This window comes from Streptomyces sp. Root431 (assembly GCF_001426585.1).
GTDB classification, from domain to species: domain Bacteria; phylum Actinomycetota; class Actinomycetes; order Streptomycetales; family Streptomycetaceae; genus Streptomyces; species Streptomyces stackebrandtii.
Map to the genome: position 1 here is coordinate 372,961 of NZ_LMEI01000009.1, position 14,839 is coordinate 387,799.

A 14,839-nucleotide genomic window follows, 5' to 3' on the forward strand; every position below is an offset into this window, starting at 1 on the left:
ATCCGCCGCCAGGGCAAGCCAATCTGGCCGAAAGACTTCCGGTGCGATGCGACATGTGAAATTTTACACGTCACACATCAGTCGCCCCGTGTCCCAGCACGCGGCCACAACGGCCCCGGAGGCCCCCACAGATGCATCCCTTCCGGATATCGAAGGCCAACGCGCGAAGACTTCCCGCACTCGGCGCGGCCGTCTTCCTCGCGCTCGGCCTCTTCACGCCACCGAGCCAGGCCGCCTCCGCCGGCGCCACGCCCCCGGCCGGCGCGAACGCCCGGGGCACCGCCGCCCCGGCCCCGCGGTCGATCCCGGTCCCCAAGTCGCCCGACGCGATGAGCAACAGCTCCCGCTTCCGGATCTCCTCGCAGGACGGCACCGAGGAACTCGCCCCGGCGCCCGCCCCGGCCCTCAAGCCCGTCAAGGTCGGCAAGCAGTCCCCGTCCGCCGCCGCCACCGCGGACGCGTGCAGTGACCTCTCCGGCGTCATCAACGCCACGGGCAGCGCGCTGGTTCAGCAGCTCAAGGCGCTCCCCCAGATCACCTGTACGTACCCGCTGTTCAACCTCACCGGGGAAGACGCGCGCAAGGCCTTCCGCGAGCCCCAGATGGTGACCGTCGCCAACGCCCTGCGCGACGCCTCCGCCACGTACTCGGGCAGCAACAGCGCCGCCATCGGCCAGCTGGTGCTGTTCCTGCGCGCCGGCTACTACGTGCAGGACAACCACTCCGACGTCGTCGGCGACTACGGCACCGCGCTCGACGGCGCGGCGCGCGGCGCCCTGGACGCGTTCTTCGCCTCCCCGCGCAGCAAGGACGTCACCGACGCCAACGGCGAGATCCTCAACGAGGTCGTCACGCTGATCGACAGCACCCACGCGGCCGGCCGCTACGCGGGCGTCGTCAAGTGGATGCTCGGCAGCTACGACGCCACCTGGCCCGGCCAGATGAACCTCGCCATGCAGCACGTCGAGTGGGTCGTCGAGAACGGCTTCAAGGCCAAGAACGACGACCGCGGCTGGCGGGCCGCCCTCAAGGCCGACCCCGCCATCCTCGACACCTGGGCCGGCTTCATCACCCGCAACGGCGCGCAGCTGAACCGCCTCGACGTCGTCAGCAACGTCGGCCGCTTCCTCGGCTACGCCCTCGACGTCCCCGAGCTCAAGGACCGGGTCCGGCCGCTGCTGAAGGACCTGATCAACCGCTACCCGAACGTCGGCCCCACCGCGCCGCTCACCATGAACCTGGGCTGGTACACGCGCCAGTACGACAGGAACAACTGCGCCGCCTACGCCATCTGCGACCTCGGCGACCGCGTGCTCCCGGTGATCCTGCCGATCCAGCACACCTGCACCCCGGGCCTGAAGATCCGCGCCCAGGACATGTCCCCCGGCCAGCTGGCCGCCACCTGCACCAGCCTGGTCAACCAGGACGCCTACTTCCACCGGGTCATCGGCGACAAGGGCGCGATCCCCGGTGACGTGAACACCAACCTCGAGGTCGTCGTCTTCGACGACTACACCAACTACTCGCTGTACGCCTGGGCCATCTACAACATCGACGTCGACAACGGCGGCATGTACGAGGAGGGCAACCCGGCCGCCGCGGGCAACCAGGCCCGCTTCATCGCCCACGAGGCCCACTGGCTGCGCCCGGACTTCCAGATCTGGAACCTCAACCACGAGTACACCCACTACCTCGACGGCCGCTACAACATGTACGGCGACTTCGAGGCGGGCATGACCACGCCGACCATCTGGTGGGTCGAGGGCATCGCCGAGAACATCTCCTTCGGCTACCGGGGCGAGCGCAACGCCGACGCGATCGCGGAGGCCGGCAAGAAGACGTACAAGCTCAGCGAGCTCTTCGACACCGTCTACGGCCAGGAGGAGGACCCCGAGGTCAACTCCAACCGGGTCTACCGCTGGGGCTTCCTCGCCGTCCGCTACATGCTCCAGGCGCACCCCGCCGACGTCGAGACCGTGCTGAACAAGTACCGCGCCGGCGACTGGAACGGTGCCCGCACCTTCCTGAAGCAGACCATCGGCACGAACTACGACGCCGGCTTCGCCACCTGGCTGACGACGACCTGCGCGACGAACGACTGCGGGCCCCTGCCGGAGGCCTCGGCCGCCCTCGCCCCGCTCTGCACCATCGGCGACGCCCGCCAGTTCGACCAGAACTGCCGCCGCGACAACCTCGCGGCCGCCACCGGCAACTACAGCTACCACTTCGTCTACCTGCCGGCCGGCGTCAAGCAGCTGACCATCACCAGCAGCGGCGGCACCGGCAACGCCGACCTGTACTACGGCGGCAGCAGCTGGGCCACCACGAGCAGCTACCAGGCCAAGTCCACCAACGCCGGGAACGGCGAGACGCTGACGATCGACAACCCGCCGTCCGGCTGGGTCTACTTCAGCCTCGCCGCCGCGCAGGACTTCAGCGGCGTGAGCCTCTCCACGCAGTCCAAGTAAGCCCGTTCGACGGGACCGGGCGGCCGCTGCCGACCGGTCCCGTCGACGCGCCCGCAGGAGAGCGGCTGCCGCACCGCGGCGGCGATCACGGGAAGTAGAGGGCAGCCTTCTCCAGGACGTGGCCCGTGAACATGCCGCCCCACATGACCCGGCCCCGGTACATCGTGGTCCGTACGGCCTCCGGGGCGGTCTCGACCGTGAGGGGGCGGCTGATCAGCGTGGTGTCGAGGATCCGGGCGTCCTGCGCGGCCCACTGGGCGGCCTCGGGGCGCACGCGCGGGCTCACCAGGGCGGGGAGCACCAGGGCCGCGTTGCGGGCGCCGGGTATGCCACCGCGCAGGCTCTTGGCGTAGCGCATGGCCCAGGTGGTGAACTCCCCGAGGGTATCGGCGTCGATCTCGGGGACGGCGGTCGCGAAGACGAACAGCTCGGCCTTCGTGCCGAACCAGCGGACCTTGCGGTCGGCGCGGCAACCGGTCACCACCCGGCGGTCGTTCCAGTGCGGCAGGGTCACCGTGCAGCCGTCGGCCGTCAGTCGTGCCTGGAGCGCCGCGAGGTACGTGGCCGCCGCGTCGGCGGTGGGTTCGGTCGCATTCGGGTTCATGCGTGGATCCTCCAACACCCTTGGCGGGCAAGGGAAGAGAATGCGGAAACCGTGACGCCGCCCGCGCCCGGGCGGTGCGGCCGCAGTCAGGGGCTGGTGGTGGAGACCGCGTAGACGCGGGGGAACGCCGGGTCCGTGAGGTCGACCGTGATGTCGGTGGTCGGGCGCGGCTCCTCGCGCCTGACCGTCGTCCCCGCCCAGGTCATGCCCTCGGCGAAGGACCAGCCGGCGATCTCGGCGTCGCGGTCGCCGACGGTGATCCGCCCGGGGGTGAGCTGCGCCCGGGCGGTGCCGGAGTCGGCGAGGAAGGCGTCGAGGCCGTAGGCGTCCGTCGTGAACTGGACGTAGAGGCGGCTGGTCTTCCAGTTGCTGGTCTCGTAGTACGCGACGTCCCAGGCCCCGCCGGGGATCGGGACCTCGAAGACCCGGCGCTTCATCTTGGAGGGCGGGTTCGTCTGGAGGCCCGCGGCGGAGGACTCGCGCTCCTTGTCGCGGCCGCTGTCGCGGCTCTGGCCCGCGGAGACGAGGAGGTAGCCGGCGGGGATGCCGACGAGCAGCACGATGATGACGGCCGTTATCCAGCGGCGGCGGATCATGTGCCGCCGCTCCTCCGGCAGCTTTCCGTGCGGCGAGTTCGGCGAATGCGGTGGGCGGGACGGGTGGGGCACGGTCATGAAGAGGAATCCTCGGGGGGACGGACGGTCCGGCCCGTGGTCCCGCTGCGCAGGGCCTGGGCGTAGCGCTCGTACCGTTCGTACCGCTCGACGCGGCGCCGGTTGGCGCGGCGGAAGCGGCGGGCGACGAGTCGGGCGAGGTCGGCGGCGCCGACCATCCCGGCCTCGGGGCCGAGCTGGGCGCGGACGATGCGGGCCTCGGGGCGGTAGCCGCGGCCGGTGAGGTGGCGGCGGAAGGCGTCGCGGGCGGGGCCGATCAGGAGGTCGTCGGCGGCGGAGACGCCCCCGCCGATGACGAAGCAGGAGGGGTCGAGCGCGGCGGCCAGGTTCGCGATGCCGACGCCGAGCCACTGGCCGATGTCCTGGAGCAGCTCGATGCTCATGGCGTCGCCCTCGCGGGCGAGCTCGGTGATCAGCGGTCCGGTGATGTCGGGGATGTTCCCCTTGACCCGCTCGATGATCTCGTACGCCACCGGGGAGTCGGCGGCGGCCAGCTCGCGGGCCTCGCGGACGAGGGCGTTGCCCGAGCTGTACTGCTCCCAGCAGCCGCGGTTGCCGCAGGGGCAGCGGTGCCCGCCGGGGACGACCTGCATGTGCCCGAACTCGCCGGCGACGCCGTACTTGCCGCGCTTGACCTGGCCGTCCTCCAGGATCGCGCCGCCGATGCCCGTACCGAGGGTGATCATGACGAGGTGGTCCTCGCCGCGTCCGGCGCCGAAGCGCCACTCGGCCCAGGCAGCGGTGTTGGCGTCGTTGTCGACCATGACGGGGACGGCGAGGCGGCCCTGGAGCGCGTCCCGGAGGGGTTCGTTGCGCCAGGCGAGGTGCGGGGCGAAGAGGACCCGGGCCCGGTCGGCGTCGACCCAGCCGGCCGCGCCGATGCCGACGGCGTGCACGTCGTGCCGGTCGGCGAGGTCGAGGACGAGCTCGACGATGGTGTCCTCGACGACCTTGGGGCTCTTCGACTTGTCCGGGGTCTCGGTGCGGAGCTTCTCCAGGATGTTGCCGTCCGCGTCGACGACCCCGGCCATCACCTTCGTACCGCCGATGTCGATGCCGACGGTCGGCACCCGGGGCGCCGTCAGGTGGGAGCGCCGCTCCCGGGTCCCGACGGTCCGCAGCACGGTGCCCCGGGCCGATCCCCGGTGGGTGAGGTCGCGGTAGGTACTCATCGGCTCCGATTCTGCCAGGTGGGGTGTGAAGCGGCCGTTACGTCGCGGACGGGCGTTCCAGTTCGTGGCGGAGGTCCTCCAGCTCGGTGCCGCCGGCCATCTGGCGGGTCAACTCGTCGAGCGTGACGGAGGTCTTGGTGTGGCTGCCGGCCATCACGCCCCGCTTGAGCAGGACGAAACGGTCGCCGACGAGGTAGGCGTGGTGGGGGTTGTGGGTGATGAGGACCACGCCGAGGCCCTGGTCACGTGCGGCCGCCACGTACTTCAGGACGACCCCGGACTGCTTGACGCCGAGCGCGGCCGTCGGCTCGTCGAGGACGAGGACCTTCGCGCCGAAGTGGACGGCGCGGGCGATGGCCACGCACTGGCGCTCGCCGCCGGAGAGGGTGCCGATGGGCTGGTCGACGTCGCGCAGGTCGATGCCCATGCGCAGCAGCGCCTCGCGGGTGGTACTCCGCATGAGGTCGACGTCGAGCCGCTTGAAGGGGCCGGAGCCCTTGGTGGGCTCGGAGCCGAGGAAGAAGTTCCGCCAGACCGGCATGAGCGGGACGACGGCGAGGTCCTGGTAGACGGTGGCGATGCCCCGGTCGAGGGCGTCGCGCGGGTTGGCGAGGGTGACCTCCTCGCCCTCGATGCGGAAGGTGCCGGCGTCGTGCCGGTGAAGGCCGGCGACGATCTTGATGAGGGTGGACTTGCCGGCGCCGTTGTCGCCGAGGACGCAGGTGATCTCGCCCGCGTCCACCCTCAGGGAGACCCCTTCGAGGGCGCGGATGTTCCCGTAGTACTTGCTGACCTCGTCGAGCTCGACGAGGGGGGTCCGGTCCGTGGTCACTTGGTGGCCTCCACGCGCTTGCGGATCCAGGCGTTCAGGAGGGTCGCCAGGAGGAGCATCGCTCCCAGGAAGAACTTGAACCAGTCCGGGTTCCACTCGGCGTAGACGATGCCCTTGCTGGTCATGCCGAAGATGAGGGCGCCGACGGCCGAGCCGATGGCGGAGCCGTATCCGCCGGTGATCAGACAGCCGCCGATGACGGCCGCGATGATGTAGATCAGTTCGTTGCCGACGCCTTCGCCCGACTGGACGACGTCGAAGGAGAAGAGCAGGTGCTGGCCGGAGATCCAGGCGCAGAAGGCCACGCCCATGTAGAGGCCGATCTTCGTCCGGTAGACCGGGACGCCGACCGCGCGGGCGGCGTCGGCGCCGCCGCCGACCGCGAAGATCCAGTTGCCGAAGCGGGTGCGCAGCAGGATCCAGGTGGCGAGGGCGACGAGGCCGAGCCACCACAGGATGGTGACCTTGAGTTCGACGCCGCCGATGGTCACCTGGGAGGCGAAGAGCTTCCGGGCGGAGGGGAAGCCCTCCATGTCGGCGATGGACTTGGTGGAGACGGTGCCGCTGATCAGCTTGGTGAGGCCGAGGTTCAGGCCGGTCAGCATGAGGAAGGTGCCGAGCGTGATGATGAAGCTGGGCAGCTTGGTGCGGGTCAGCATGACGCCGTTGAAGACGCCGATCGCGAGGGTGACGAGCAGCGAGACGCCGACGCCGACCCAGACGTTCGCCGTCATCTGGTAGCTGAACATCGAGGAGACGAGCGCGGAGCTCGTGACCATGACACCGGCGGAGAGGTCGAACTCGCCGCCGATCATCAGCATCGCGACGGGGACCGCCATGATGCCGATGGTGGAGGCCGCGTACAGCACGGTGCCGAGGCTGGCGGGGCGCAGGAAGCTGTCGGCGGCGACGGAGAAGAAGACGAAGACGGCGATCGCGCCGACGACCGAGCCGAGCTCGGGGCGGGCGAGGAGCTTCTTCAGCGGGGTGGTGCGCAGGAGACGTTCGTCGACGTGGTCGACGCCGTCGGACGGTGGGGCGGTGGAGCTCATCGGGTACCCCGCTCCGTGTACTCCTTGAGCGCGCCCGCCTGGTCCTTGGTGACGATCTGCGGGCCGGTGAGGACCGGCTTGCCGCCGCCGAGGACATCGGCGTTGTAGCGGTACAGCCAGAGCAGGTCGACGGCCTCGTAGCCCTGGAGGTAGGGCTGCTGGTCGACGGCGAAGCCGAGCGTGCCGGCCTGGAGTGCGGTCGCGACCTTGGCGTTGAGGTCGAAGGTGTCGATCTCGGCCTTGCTCCCGGCGCTCTTCGCGGCCTGGACGGCGGCGTCGGCGAAGGGGGCGCCGAGGGTGACGACGGCGTCGATGGCCTTGTCGGACTGGAGCTTGGCCTCGATGGAGGCCTTGACGTCGGGCATGTTGGTGCCGTCGACGTAGAGGTTCACGAGCTCGCCGCCGAAGGTCTTCTTCGCTCCGGCGCAGCGCTCCTCGTGGCCGATGTTGCCCTGCTCGTGCAGGATGCAGAGGGCCTTCTTCCGGCCCCTCTTGTCCAGCTCGTCGCCGACGGCCTCGCCGGCGACGGCCTCGTCCTGGCCGATGTGGGTGAGGGCGCCGAAGGACTTGGACTGCGCGGCGCCGGAGTTCACGGTGATCACCGGGATGCCGGCCTTGACGGCCTTCTCCACTGCGGCCTTCATCGCGTCGGGCTTGGCGAGGGTGACGATGAGGCCGTCGACGCCCTTGGCGACGTACGAGTCGATGAGCTGGGCCTGCTGCTGGGCCTCGTCGCTGTGGGCGTAGAGGAAGTTGATGTTGTCCTTGACGGCGGCCTGCTTGGCGCCGTTCTGGACGATGTCCCAGAAGGTGTCGCCGTCACCGGAGTGGGTCACCATGGCGAAGGTCCAGCGGGGGGTGTCGACGGCCGCCCTGCCCTGTGCCGCCGCGGCCTTGCGGGCGTCCTCCGCCCGCTTGCCGCCGGTGCTGCTGCACCCCGCGAGCGCTCCTGTGAGCGCGAGCGCGAGCACGGCGCCGATGACGGCCCGTACCCCTCCTGTCCGAAGCCTGGTCACGAGGCCGTGCCCTCCTTTGTGTCCTTCTGCGTGCATTGCAGTATCGGTCATGCGGGTCGCGGCGCATGTCAGCGGGGCCTGTGTGATCAGGGGCGCACCATCAGCTGGAGCTCGAAGGAGTAGCGCGCGGCCCGGTAGAGGTGGGATCCGTACTCGACGGCCCGGCCCGTGTCGTCGTAGGTGGTGCGCTCCATCGTGAGCAGCGGGGCGCCCGCCCGCTCGTCCAGGAGCGCGGCCTCCTCCGGGGCCGCGGCGCGGGCGCCGATGGACTGGCGGGCGCTGTGCAGGGTGAGCGCGGCGGCGCGGAGCATGCGGTAGAGGCCGGTGGTCTCCAGGCGCTCCGTGTCCGGCTCGCCCGGGTCGAGGAGACCGGCGGGCAGGTGGTTGCGCAGGTACGCCATGGGCTCGCCGTACGCGGTCCGCAGCCGCTCCAGGTAGTGGACGTCGCTGCCCTCCGGTACGCCGAGGGCGGCGGCGACCGGCGCGGTGGCGGGTTCGAGGCGGTTGGTGAGGACCCGGGTGGCGGGGCGGCGGCCAGCGGCCTCCAGGTCGTCGTAGAGGCTGCTGAGCTCCAGCGGGCGCCGGACCCTGCTGTGCACGACCTGGGTGCCGACGCCGCGGCGGCGGACCAGGAGGCCCTTGTCGACGAGGGACTGGATGGCCTGGCGGACGGTGGGCCGGGAGAGGCCGAGGCGGGTGGCGAGCTCGATCTCGTTGCCGAGGAGGGTGCCGGGCGGCAGCGTCCCGTCCTCCACCGCGCTCTCCAGCTGTCGGGCCAGCTGGAAGTAGAGCGGGACCGGGCTGGTGCGGTCCACGGAGAGCGGGGGCAGGGGGGAGCCGGACTGCTTGGACACGGAGGGGAGCGTAGCCGGGCCCGCCGATGTCCGGAAGGCGCCGACCGGAACGGTGACGGGACGTCGTGACGTCCGGTTGTCCTGACACATTCTTGACACCGGGGTCGTACGGATCCACGGTGGGGCCATGCGCATCGGACTCATCGGTACGGGACGGATCGGGAGCTTCCACGCGGGGGTGCTGGCCCGCCACCCGGAGGTCGAGTCGCTGGTCGTGGCGGACGCGGACGCGACGCGGGCGGCCGGGGTCGCGGGTGCGCTCGGCGCGGAGGCGGCGCCCGACGTGGCGGCCCTGCTGGGGCACGCCCTGGACGCGGTGGTGATCGCCTCGGCGACGGCCGCGCACGCGGAGCTGATCGCCCGCTCCGCCGGGGCGGGTCTGCCGGTCTTCTGCGAGAAGCCGATCGCCCTGGACGTGCCCGGCACCCGAACGGCGCTGCGGGCCGTGGCGGAGGCGGGCACCGAGCTCCAGCTGGGATTCATGCGCCGCTTCGACACGGGGTACCGGGCGGCGCGCGAGGCGGTGCGGTCGGGGCGGCTCGGCCGGCTGCACACCGTACGGGCGGCGACGTCCGACCCGGAGCCGCCGCCCGCCGCGTACCTGCCGCTCTCCGGCGGGCTCTTCCGGGACTGTCTGGTGCACGACTTCGACATCGTGCGGTGGGTGACCGGGCGGGAGGTCGTGGAGGTGTACGCGACGGGCTCGGACGCGGGGCCCGCGATGTTCCGGGAGGCGGGGGACGTGGACACGGCCGCCGCGCTCCTCACCCTGGACGACGGCACGCTGGTGACGGCGACGGGGACCCGGTGCAACGGCGCCGGGTACGACGTCCGGATGGAGCTGGCGGGCGAGCGGGACCAGATCGCGGTGGGCCTGGACGACCGGACCCCGCTCGCCTCGGTCGAGGCGCACGGCCCGCCGGCACCGGGCAAGCCCTGGCAGGGCTTCCTGGAGCGGTTCGGCCCCGCGTACGAGGCGGAGCTGGACGCCTTCGTCCGGCTGGTGCGCGGCGAGGCGGCCAATCCGTGCGACGGCCTTGAGGCGCTCGCGGCGCTCCGGATCGCCGAGGCGTGCGAGCTGTCGCGCCGCGAGCGGCGCCCGGTGCGGGTGGATGCTTCCTGACGGGGTCCCTTCACCACCGGACCGGGAGGTGGCGGACCCCGCGGATGAGGAGGCCGGGCACCCACTCCCAGGGGTCGCCGTCGGGGTCCAGTTCGAGCCGGGGGAAGCGGTCCAGGAGGGTGCGGAGGGCGATCCTGCCCTCCAGGCGGGCGAGCGGGGCGCCCAGGCAGTAGTGCAGGCCGTGGCCGAAGGCGAGGTGGCCCCGGGTGTCGCGGCGGATGTCGAAGCGGTCGGGCTCGGGGAAGCGGGCCGGGTCGCGGTCGAGCGCGCCGATCCCCACGAGGACGCTCGCGCGCGCCGGGATCTCGGCGCCGCCGAGGGTGATGGGCTCCCGGGTGAAGCGGAAGGTGCTGGTCTCGACGGGCCCGTCGTACCGCAGGGACTCCTCGATCGCCCCGTCGAGGAGGCCGGGATCGGCGCGCAGGGCGGCGAGCTGCTCGGGGTGGGTGAGCAGGTTGCGGACGGTGTTGGCGATGAGGTTGACGGTGGTCTCATGGCCGGCGATCAGCAACAGATAGGCCATGGCGCGGAGCTCGGGACCGGAGAGCCGGTCGCCGTCCTCGTCGCGGGCGGCGAGGAGACCGGAGAGCAGGTCGTCGGCGGGGCCCGCGGCCCGCTTGTCCTCGATCAGGGCGTCGAGGTAGCCGCCGAAGCCTTCCAGGGCACTGAGGAGGCCCTGCTCGTCCCCGGGGGCGACGAGCTCGTTCGACCAGTGGCGGAAGGTGTCGCGGTCCTCCGCGGGGACCCCGAGGAGTTCGCAGATGACGGTGATCGGCACCGGGAAGGCGTAGGACTCGACGAGGTCGGCGCGGCCGGCCGGTTCCATCGCGTCGGCGAGGTCCTGGGTGAGCCGCTCGATGCGGGGGCGCAGGGCCTCGACGCGGCGGCCGGTGAACACGCCCGCGACCAGCCGGCGGAGCCGGGTGTGGTCGGGGGCGTCCGCCCCGAGGAGATGGACGCCGATGACGTCCTCCTCCGGCGGCCGAACGCCGATGACGGACGGCGACTTGGCGAGGCGCGGGTCGGCGAGCGCGGCACGCCCCTCCTCGTGGCCGACGACCAGCCAGAACTGGAAGCCGTCGGGCATGCGGACCTCGTGGACGGGCCCGGAGTCGCGGAGCTTGGCGTAGTAGGGATACGGGTTCGCGGTGAAGTCCGCGCCGTACTCCCCCAGTTCGATGACGGACATCTCAGCAGACTAACCCACTACTTCTCCTCGTCCAGGAGGCCCGCGTCGTGGACGAGGAGCGCGATCTGGACACGGTTGTTGAGGCCGAGCTTGGCGAGGACGCGCGAGACGTGGGTCTTGACCGTGGGGACGCTCATGTACAACTCGGCGGCGATCTCCGCGTTGGAGCGGCCCCGGCCGACGGCGACGGCCACTTCCCTTTCCCGTACGGCCAGTTCGGCGAGGCGCGCGGCGACGGCGGCGCGCCGCGACTCCTCCCGCCGGTCCGGCCGGTCCTGCTCGCCCGCGACGTGGGTCATCAACTGGCGGGTGACGGCCGGGGAGAGGACCGGGTCACCGGCCGCGACCCGGCGGACGGCGGCGACGATCTCGGCGGGCGGGGTGTCCTTGAGAACGAAGCCGGCGGCGCCCGCCCGCAGGGCGCGCAGCACCTGCTCGTCGGCGTGGAAGGTGGTGAGGACGACGACCTCGGGGGCACCGGGGAGCGCGCGGAGGCGTTCGGTGGCGGTGAGTCCGTCGACGTGGGGCATGCGGATGTCCATGAGGACGACGTCGGGGGCGAGTCGGTCGACGAGCTCGGGCACCTCGCGGCCGTCGGCGCCCTCGCCGACGATCTCCAGGTCCTCGGCGCCGCCCAGCATGAAGGTGAGGCCCGCGCGGACCAGCGGGTCGTCGTCGATGATCAGCATCCGGATGGTCATGCGGGCCACGGTAGCCAGGCGTGCAGGGCGAATCCGCCGTCGGGGTCCCGGCCGTGCTCGAGCCGGCCTCCGGCGAGGGCGGCGCGCTCGGTGAGCCCGATCAGGCCCTGGCCGGAGCCGGGGACGTGCGGGACGGGGCCGGCGGGGGCCGGGTTGTGGACGGTGACATGGAGGCCCTCGCCGGGGCGACCGTCGACGGCGACGGTGACCTTGGTGCCGGGGGCGTGCTTGCGGGCGTTGGTCAGGCCCTCCTGGGCGATGCGGTAGGCCGTGCGGCCGGTGGAGGCGGGGACGGCGGGCGCGCCCTCGGCCGTGTCGACGTCGAGCTCCAGGACGACGTCCGCGCCGGCCTCGCGGGACTCGGCGACGAGCGCGTCGAGGGTGGCGAGGGTCGGCTGGGGCCGGTCGCCGCCGCCGTCGCCGTTCTCCCCGGGCGCCCGCAGGACCCCGATGATCTCGCGCAGGTCCTGGAGGGCCTCGTGGGCGCTGTCGCGGATGACGCCGGCGGCGCGGGCGACCTGCTCGGGCGGGGCGTCGGGGCGGAACTCCAGGGCTCCCGCGTGCACGCTGAGCAGGGTCAGCCGGTGGGCGAGGACGTCGTGCATCTCGCGGGCGATGGCCTCGCGGGCGAGCCGCTGGGCCTGGGCGGCGCGCAGTTCGGCCTCGGCCTCGGCGCGGCGGGCCCGCTCGCGGAGGGCCTCGACGAGCTGGCGCCGGGAGCGGACGAGCATGCCCCAGGCGGTGACGAGGAGGATGAGGACGAAGCCGAGGACGATCGCGATCCCGGCGTTGAGGGTGGGGTCGGGGCGGACGAAGACCTGCACGGTGGAGGCGGCGACGGCGAGCGCCCCGATCCAGGCGACCTCGCGGAAGGGCCGGCGCACGGCGACGCTGAACAGGCTCACGAGGACGGCGCCGCCGGCGACCGGGGCGACGATGCTGACCAGGGCGAGGGCGACGGCGAGCCCGACGGGCCACCGGCGGCGCAGCCAGAGCGCACAGCAGGCGGCGGCGCCGGCGAGCTGGTCGAAGAGGACGACGGGCTCGCTGCTGTACTCCGCGGCGGCGTCGGCGGCGACGAGGCCGACGAGGGCCGCGAGGAGGAAGAGCGAGGTGTCGACGATCCAGTCGCGGACGGTACGGCGGGGCCTGGCCGCGCCGCTCTCGCCCGGTTCGACCAGGTGGGAGGGGAGCAGCCAGCGCTGCCGGTCCGTGCGGGTCATACCGGCAATGTACGCAGCCGGGGGCCCCGAGCGGGTGAGGGTCGGGCCGGGACGCTACCTAAGTCGCACGGGTCGATACTTCGGTCGCGGTGGCCGTGGACCGGAGGCGGACGCGACCGGAGCGGCCTCCCGCCCATGATCGATTCATGAAGAGATTCCTTGAGGTCGCCGGTTTCCTGCTCGTCGTGTTCGGTGTCTGCGGGGTGATCCGCGAGCTGACCGACGGCTGGTTCAAGCTCATGGGCCTGACCCGGTTCCTGACCGAGAACGTGTGGTTCATGGAGGGCCGGGAGGTGTTCGTGAACATCGTGATCGCGGCTCTCGGCCTGGTCCTGATGATCGTGTCGGACCGGGTGCGGAAGTCCTGAGGAGCGGCCCGCCACGGCGGCATCGCTCACTCCGCAACGCTAGCGGGCGGCATCGCTCACTCCGTAACGCTAACGGGCGTCCTCGCCCGCGGCGCGGCGGCCCCAGCCGGTGCCCGCGAGCACGAGGACGGCTCCCGCGAGGCCGAGGACCCCGGGGCGGTCACCGGCGAGGGCGATGCCCGCGGCGGCGGCCCAGAGCGGCTCGGTACCGAGGAGGAGGCTGACCCGGGACGGGGAGCTGCGGCGGACCGCCCACATCTGCACGAAGAAGGCGAAGAGCGTGCAGAAGACGGAGAGGAAGAGCAGCCCGGCCCACTCGCGGGGGCCGAAGTCGAGGGCCGTGGCCCAGGGCGAGGCGCCCGTGCCGGGGAAGGCCGCGATGACGGCGAAGACGGCGACGGCGGAGCCGAGCTGGACGGTGGTGAGGGAGAGCGAGTCGGCGTCGCGCACCGCCTTGATCCGGGACATGGCCAGGACGTGGACGGTACGGGCGAGGGCGGCGAGCAGCATGAGGAGGTCGCCGAGGGAGGGTGCGGTGAAGCCGCCGCCCTGGGTGAGCAGGACGACGCCGGCCACGGAGAGCGCGGCGGCGGCGAGGAAGGCCCTGGGCGGTCGGACGCGGGTGACGGCGGCCTCTGCGAGCGGGGTGAAGATCATGGTGAGGCTGATGATCAGGCCCGCGTTGGTGGCGGAGGTGTGGACGACGCCGTAGGTCTCCAGGAGGAAGATGCCGCTGAGGATCAGCCCGAGGGTGGCGGCGCCGCGCCACTGGGGCGCGGTGAGCGCGCGCAGCTTGCGCCACCCGGCGACGACGAGGACGGGGAGCACCACCGCGAACCGCAGCACGAGGACCGCGATGACGGTGTGGGTGGTGGTGATGCCCTTGGCCGCGAGATAGCTGGCGCCCCAGACGACGGCGACGAGCAGGACGGGCAGGTCGGTGAGCCAGGCCCGGCGCGGGGCGCCGAGGGCCACGGGGGCGGCGAGAGAGGACATTGCGGCCGTTTCTCCAAGTCTCGGGATGAGGTGGAGACTTCGACGGCTCGCACACGGAGCGCTCACGGTACCGGGAGAGGCCTGTGGTGGCTACACCTTTCCGCGGCCGGGCCGATCGGGACCCCGCCCCGGTGGACGGGGATCCACGGCTACGCGCTCTCCAGGGCCTTGATCACATGGTCCAGGTCCTCCGGCATGACCGCGATCAGGACCGCTTCGCCGGACGACACGCATTCCACGATCCGGGATCCCGGATTGATGGACATCCCTTCCCGCACGGAGGGCGAGCGCGTCCCCGTCCGACGCAGATCGGCCGGCAGAGCGACCTCCTGCTTGCCCCGGGAGGGCTTCCAGGCCGGGGGGCCCGCGCCGATGAGCAGGCGACCGGCCCTCCAGCGAGAGCCCTGGGCCGCCCACTTGAGCATGCAGGGCACCCCGGCCACCTCTCCGGCGGCGATCGCGGTCGACCTCTGCTGACGCTTCCGGTTCACCAGCCACCCGACGAGGGCCGCGAGAGCGGCGAGAAACGCTAGTTCGATCACGCTCGTATTCAAGCAGGCGGGCGGT

The 14,839-nt window shown here is 72.1% G+C and carries 15 protein-coding genes; 3 read left to right on the forward strand and 12 right to left on the reverse strand.

Going from position 1 to position 14,839, the window contains the following annotated elements; translation table 11 throughout:
* Positions 1-131 precede the first annotated feature (131 nt).
* Entirely contained in the window at positions 132-2,468 is a 2,337-nt protein-coding gene (locus tag ASC82_RS15220) for a M9 family metallopeptidase (RefSeq protein ID WP_056647410.1), read from the forward strand.
* A gap of 85 nt (positions 2,469-2,553) precedes the next feature.
* On the opposite strand, the gene ASC82_RS15225 is transcribed toward ASC82_RS15220, so the two are convergent.
* The 7 genes from ASC82_RS15225 to ASC82_RS15255 all read right to left on the reverse strand — a co-directional run bounded on the left by ASC82_RS15225 (position 2,554) and on the right by ASC82_RS15255 (position 8,633).
* Positions 2,554-3,072, reverse strand: coding sequence for a hypothetical protein (locus ASC82_RS15225; protein WP_056647412.1), 519 nt, complete (start codon positions 3,070-3,072; stop codon positions 2,554-2,556).
* An 86-nt stretch (positions 3,073-3,158) separates the two neighbouring features.
* A complete protein-coding gene (locus ASC82_RS15230) occupies positions 3,159-3,746 on the reverse strand; it encodes a hypothetical protein (RefSeq protein WP_079039278.1) in 588 nt (195 codons plus the stop codon).
* Positions 3,743-4,918, reverse strand: a complete 1,176-nt coding sequence (locus ASC82_RS15235; protein WP_056647416.1) for an ROK family glucokinase — start codon at positions 4,916-4,918, stop codon at positions 3,743-3,745. Before ASC82_RS15235 ends, ASC82_RS15230 begins: the two co-directional genes overlap by 4 nt.
* A gap of 37 nt (positions 4,919-4,955) precedes the next feature.
* On the reverse strand, positions 4,956-5,750 hold the full coding sequence (locus ASC82_RS15240; RefSeq protein ID WP_199862539.1) for an ATP-binding cassette domain-containing protein: 795 nt from the start codon (positions 5,748-5,750) through the stop codon (positions 4,956-4,958).
* Positions 5,747-6,802 carry an ABC transporter permease gene (locus ASC82_RS15245; RefSeq protein ID WP_056647419.1) on the reverse strand — a complete coding sequence of 352 codons (1,056 nt, stop codon included), beginning with the start codon at positions 6,800-6,802 and terminating at the stop codon, positions 5,747-5,749. The genes ASC82_RS15240 and ASC82_RS15245 overlap by 4 nt, the downstream gene beginning before the upstream one ends.
* On the reverse strand, positions 6,799-7,782 hold the full coding sequence (locus ASC82_RS15250; protein ID WP_056648581.1) for a sugar ABC transporter substrate-binding protein: 984 nt from the start codon (positions 7,780-7,782) through the stop codon (positions 6,799-6,801). Before ASC82_RS15250 ends, ASC82_RS15245 begins: the two co-directional genes overlap by 4 nt.
* Positions 7,783-7,904: 122 nt before the next feature.
* Positions 7,905-8,633: a GntR family transcriptional regulator gene (locus ASC82_RS15255; RefSeq protein WP_056648584.1), complete on the reverse strand. Its 729-nt coding sequence runs from the start codon at positions 8,631-8,633 to the stop codon at positions 7,905-7,907.
* Between the two features lie 166 nt (positions 8,634-8,799).
* On the opposite strand from ASC82_RS15255, the gene ASC82_RS15260 reads away from it, so the two are divergent.
* Positions 8,800-9,795 carry a Gfo/Idh/MocA family oxidoreductase gene (locus ASC82_RS15260; RefSeq protein WP_056647422.1) on the forward strand — a complete coding sequence of 332 codons (996 nt, stop codon included), beginning with the start codon at positions 8,800-8,802 and terminating at the stop codon, positions 9,793-9,795.
* Positions 9,796-9,805: 10 nt separating this feature from the next.
* Here ASC82_RS15260 and ASC82_RS15265 read toward each other — a convergent pair whose 3' ends face one another.
* Genes ASC82_RS15265 through ASC82_RS15275 form a run of 3 tightly spaced genes read right to left on the reverse strand, consistent with a single transcriptional unit; the run spans position 9,806 to position 12,908 of the window.
* Positions 9,806-10,984, reverse strand: a complete 1,179-nt coding sequence (locus ASC82_RS15265) for a cytochrome P450 (protein WP_056647425.1) — start codon at positions 10,982-10,984, stop codon at positions 9,806-9,808.
* Between the two features lie 17 nt (positions 10,985-11,001).
* Positions 11,002-11,685, reverse strand: coding sequence for a response regulator transcription factor (locus ASC82_RS15270; RefSeq protein WP_056648586.1), 684 nt, complete (start codon positions 11,683-11,685; stop codon positions 11,002-11,004).
* Positions 11,682-12,908, reverse strand: a complete 1,227-nt coding sequence (locus ASC82_RS15275; RefSeq protein ID WP_056647427.1) for a histidine kinase — start codon at positions 12,906-12,908, stop codon at positions 11,682-11,684. The genes ASC82_RS15270 and ASC82_RS15275 overlap by 4 nt, the downstream gene beginning before the upstream one ends.
* A gap of 146 nt (positions 12,909-13,054) precedes the next feature.
* On the opposite strand from ASC82_RS15275, the gene ASC82_RS15280 reads away from it, so the two are divergent.
* The gene (locus ASC82_RS15280) at positions 13,055-13,276 is read left to right on the forward strand and encodes a hypothetical protein (RefSeq protein WP_056647430.1); all 222 of its coding nucleotides are present in this window, start codon (positions 13,055-13,057) and stop codon (positions 13,274-13,276) included.
* A 69-nt stretch (positions 13,277-13,345) separates the two neighbouring features.
* Here ASC82_RS15280 and ASC82_RS15285 read toward each other — a convergent pair whose 3' ends face one another.
* Positions 13,346-14,272 carry a DMT family transporter gene (locus ASC82_RS15285; protein WP_056647435.1) on the reverse strand — a complete coding sequence of 309 codons (927 nt, stop codon included), beginning with the start codon at positions 14,270-14,272 and terminating at the stop codon, positions 13,346-13,348.
* Positions 14,273-14,421: 149 nt separating this feature from the next.
* The gene (locus ASC82_RS15290) at positions 14,422-14,814 is read right to left on the reverse strand and encodes a hypothetical protein (protein WP_056647438.1); all 393 of its coding nucleotides are present in this window, start codon (positions 14,812-14,814) and stop codon (positions 14,422-14,424) included.
* Positions 14,815-14,839: the final 25 nt, after the last annotated feature.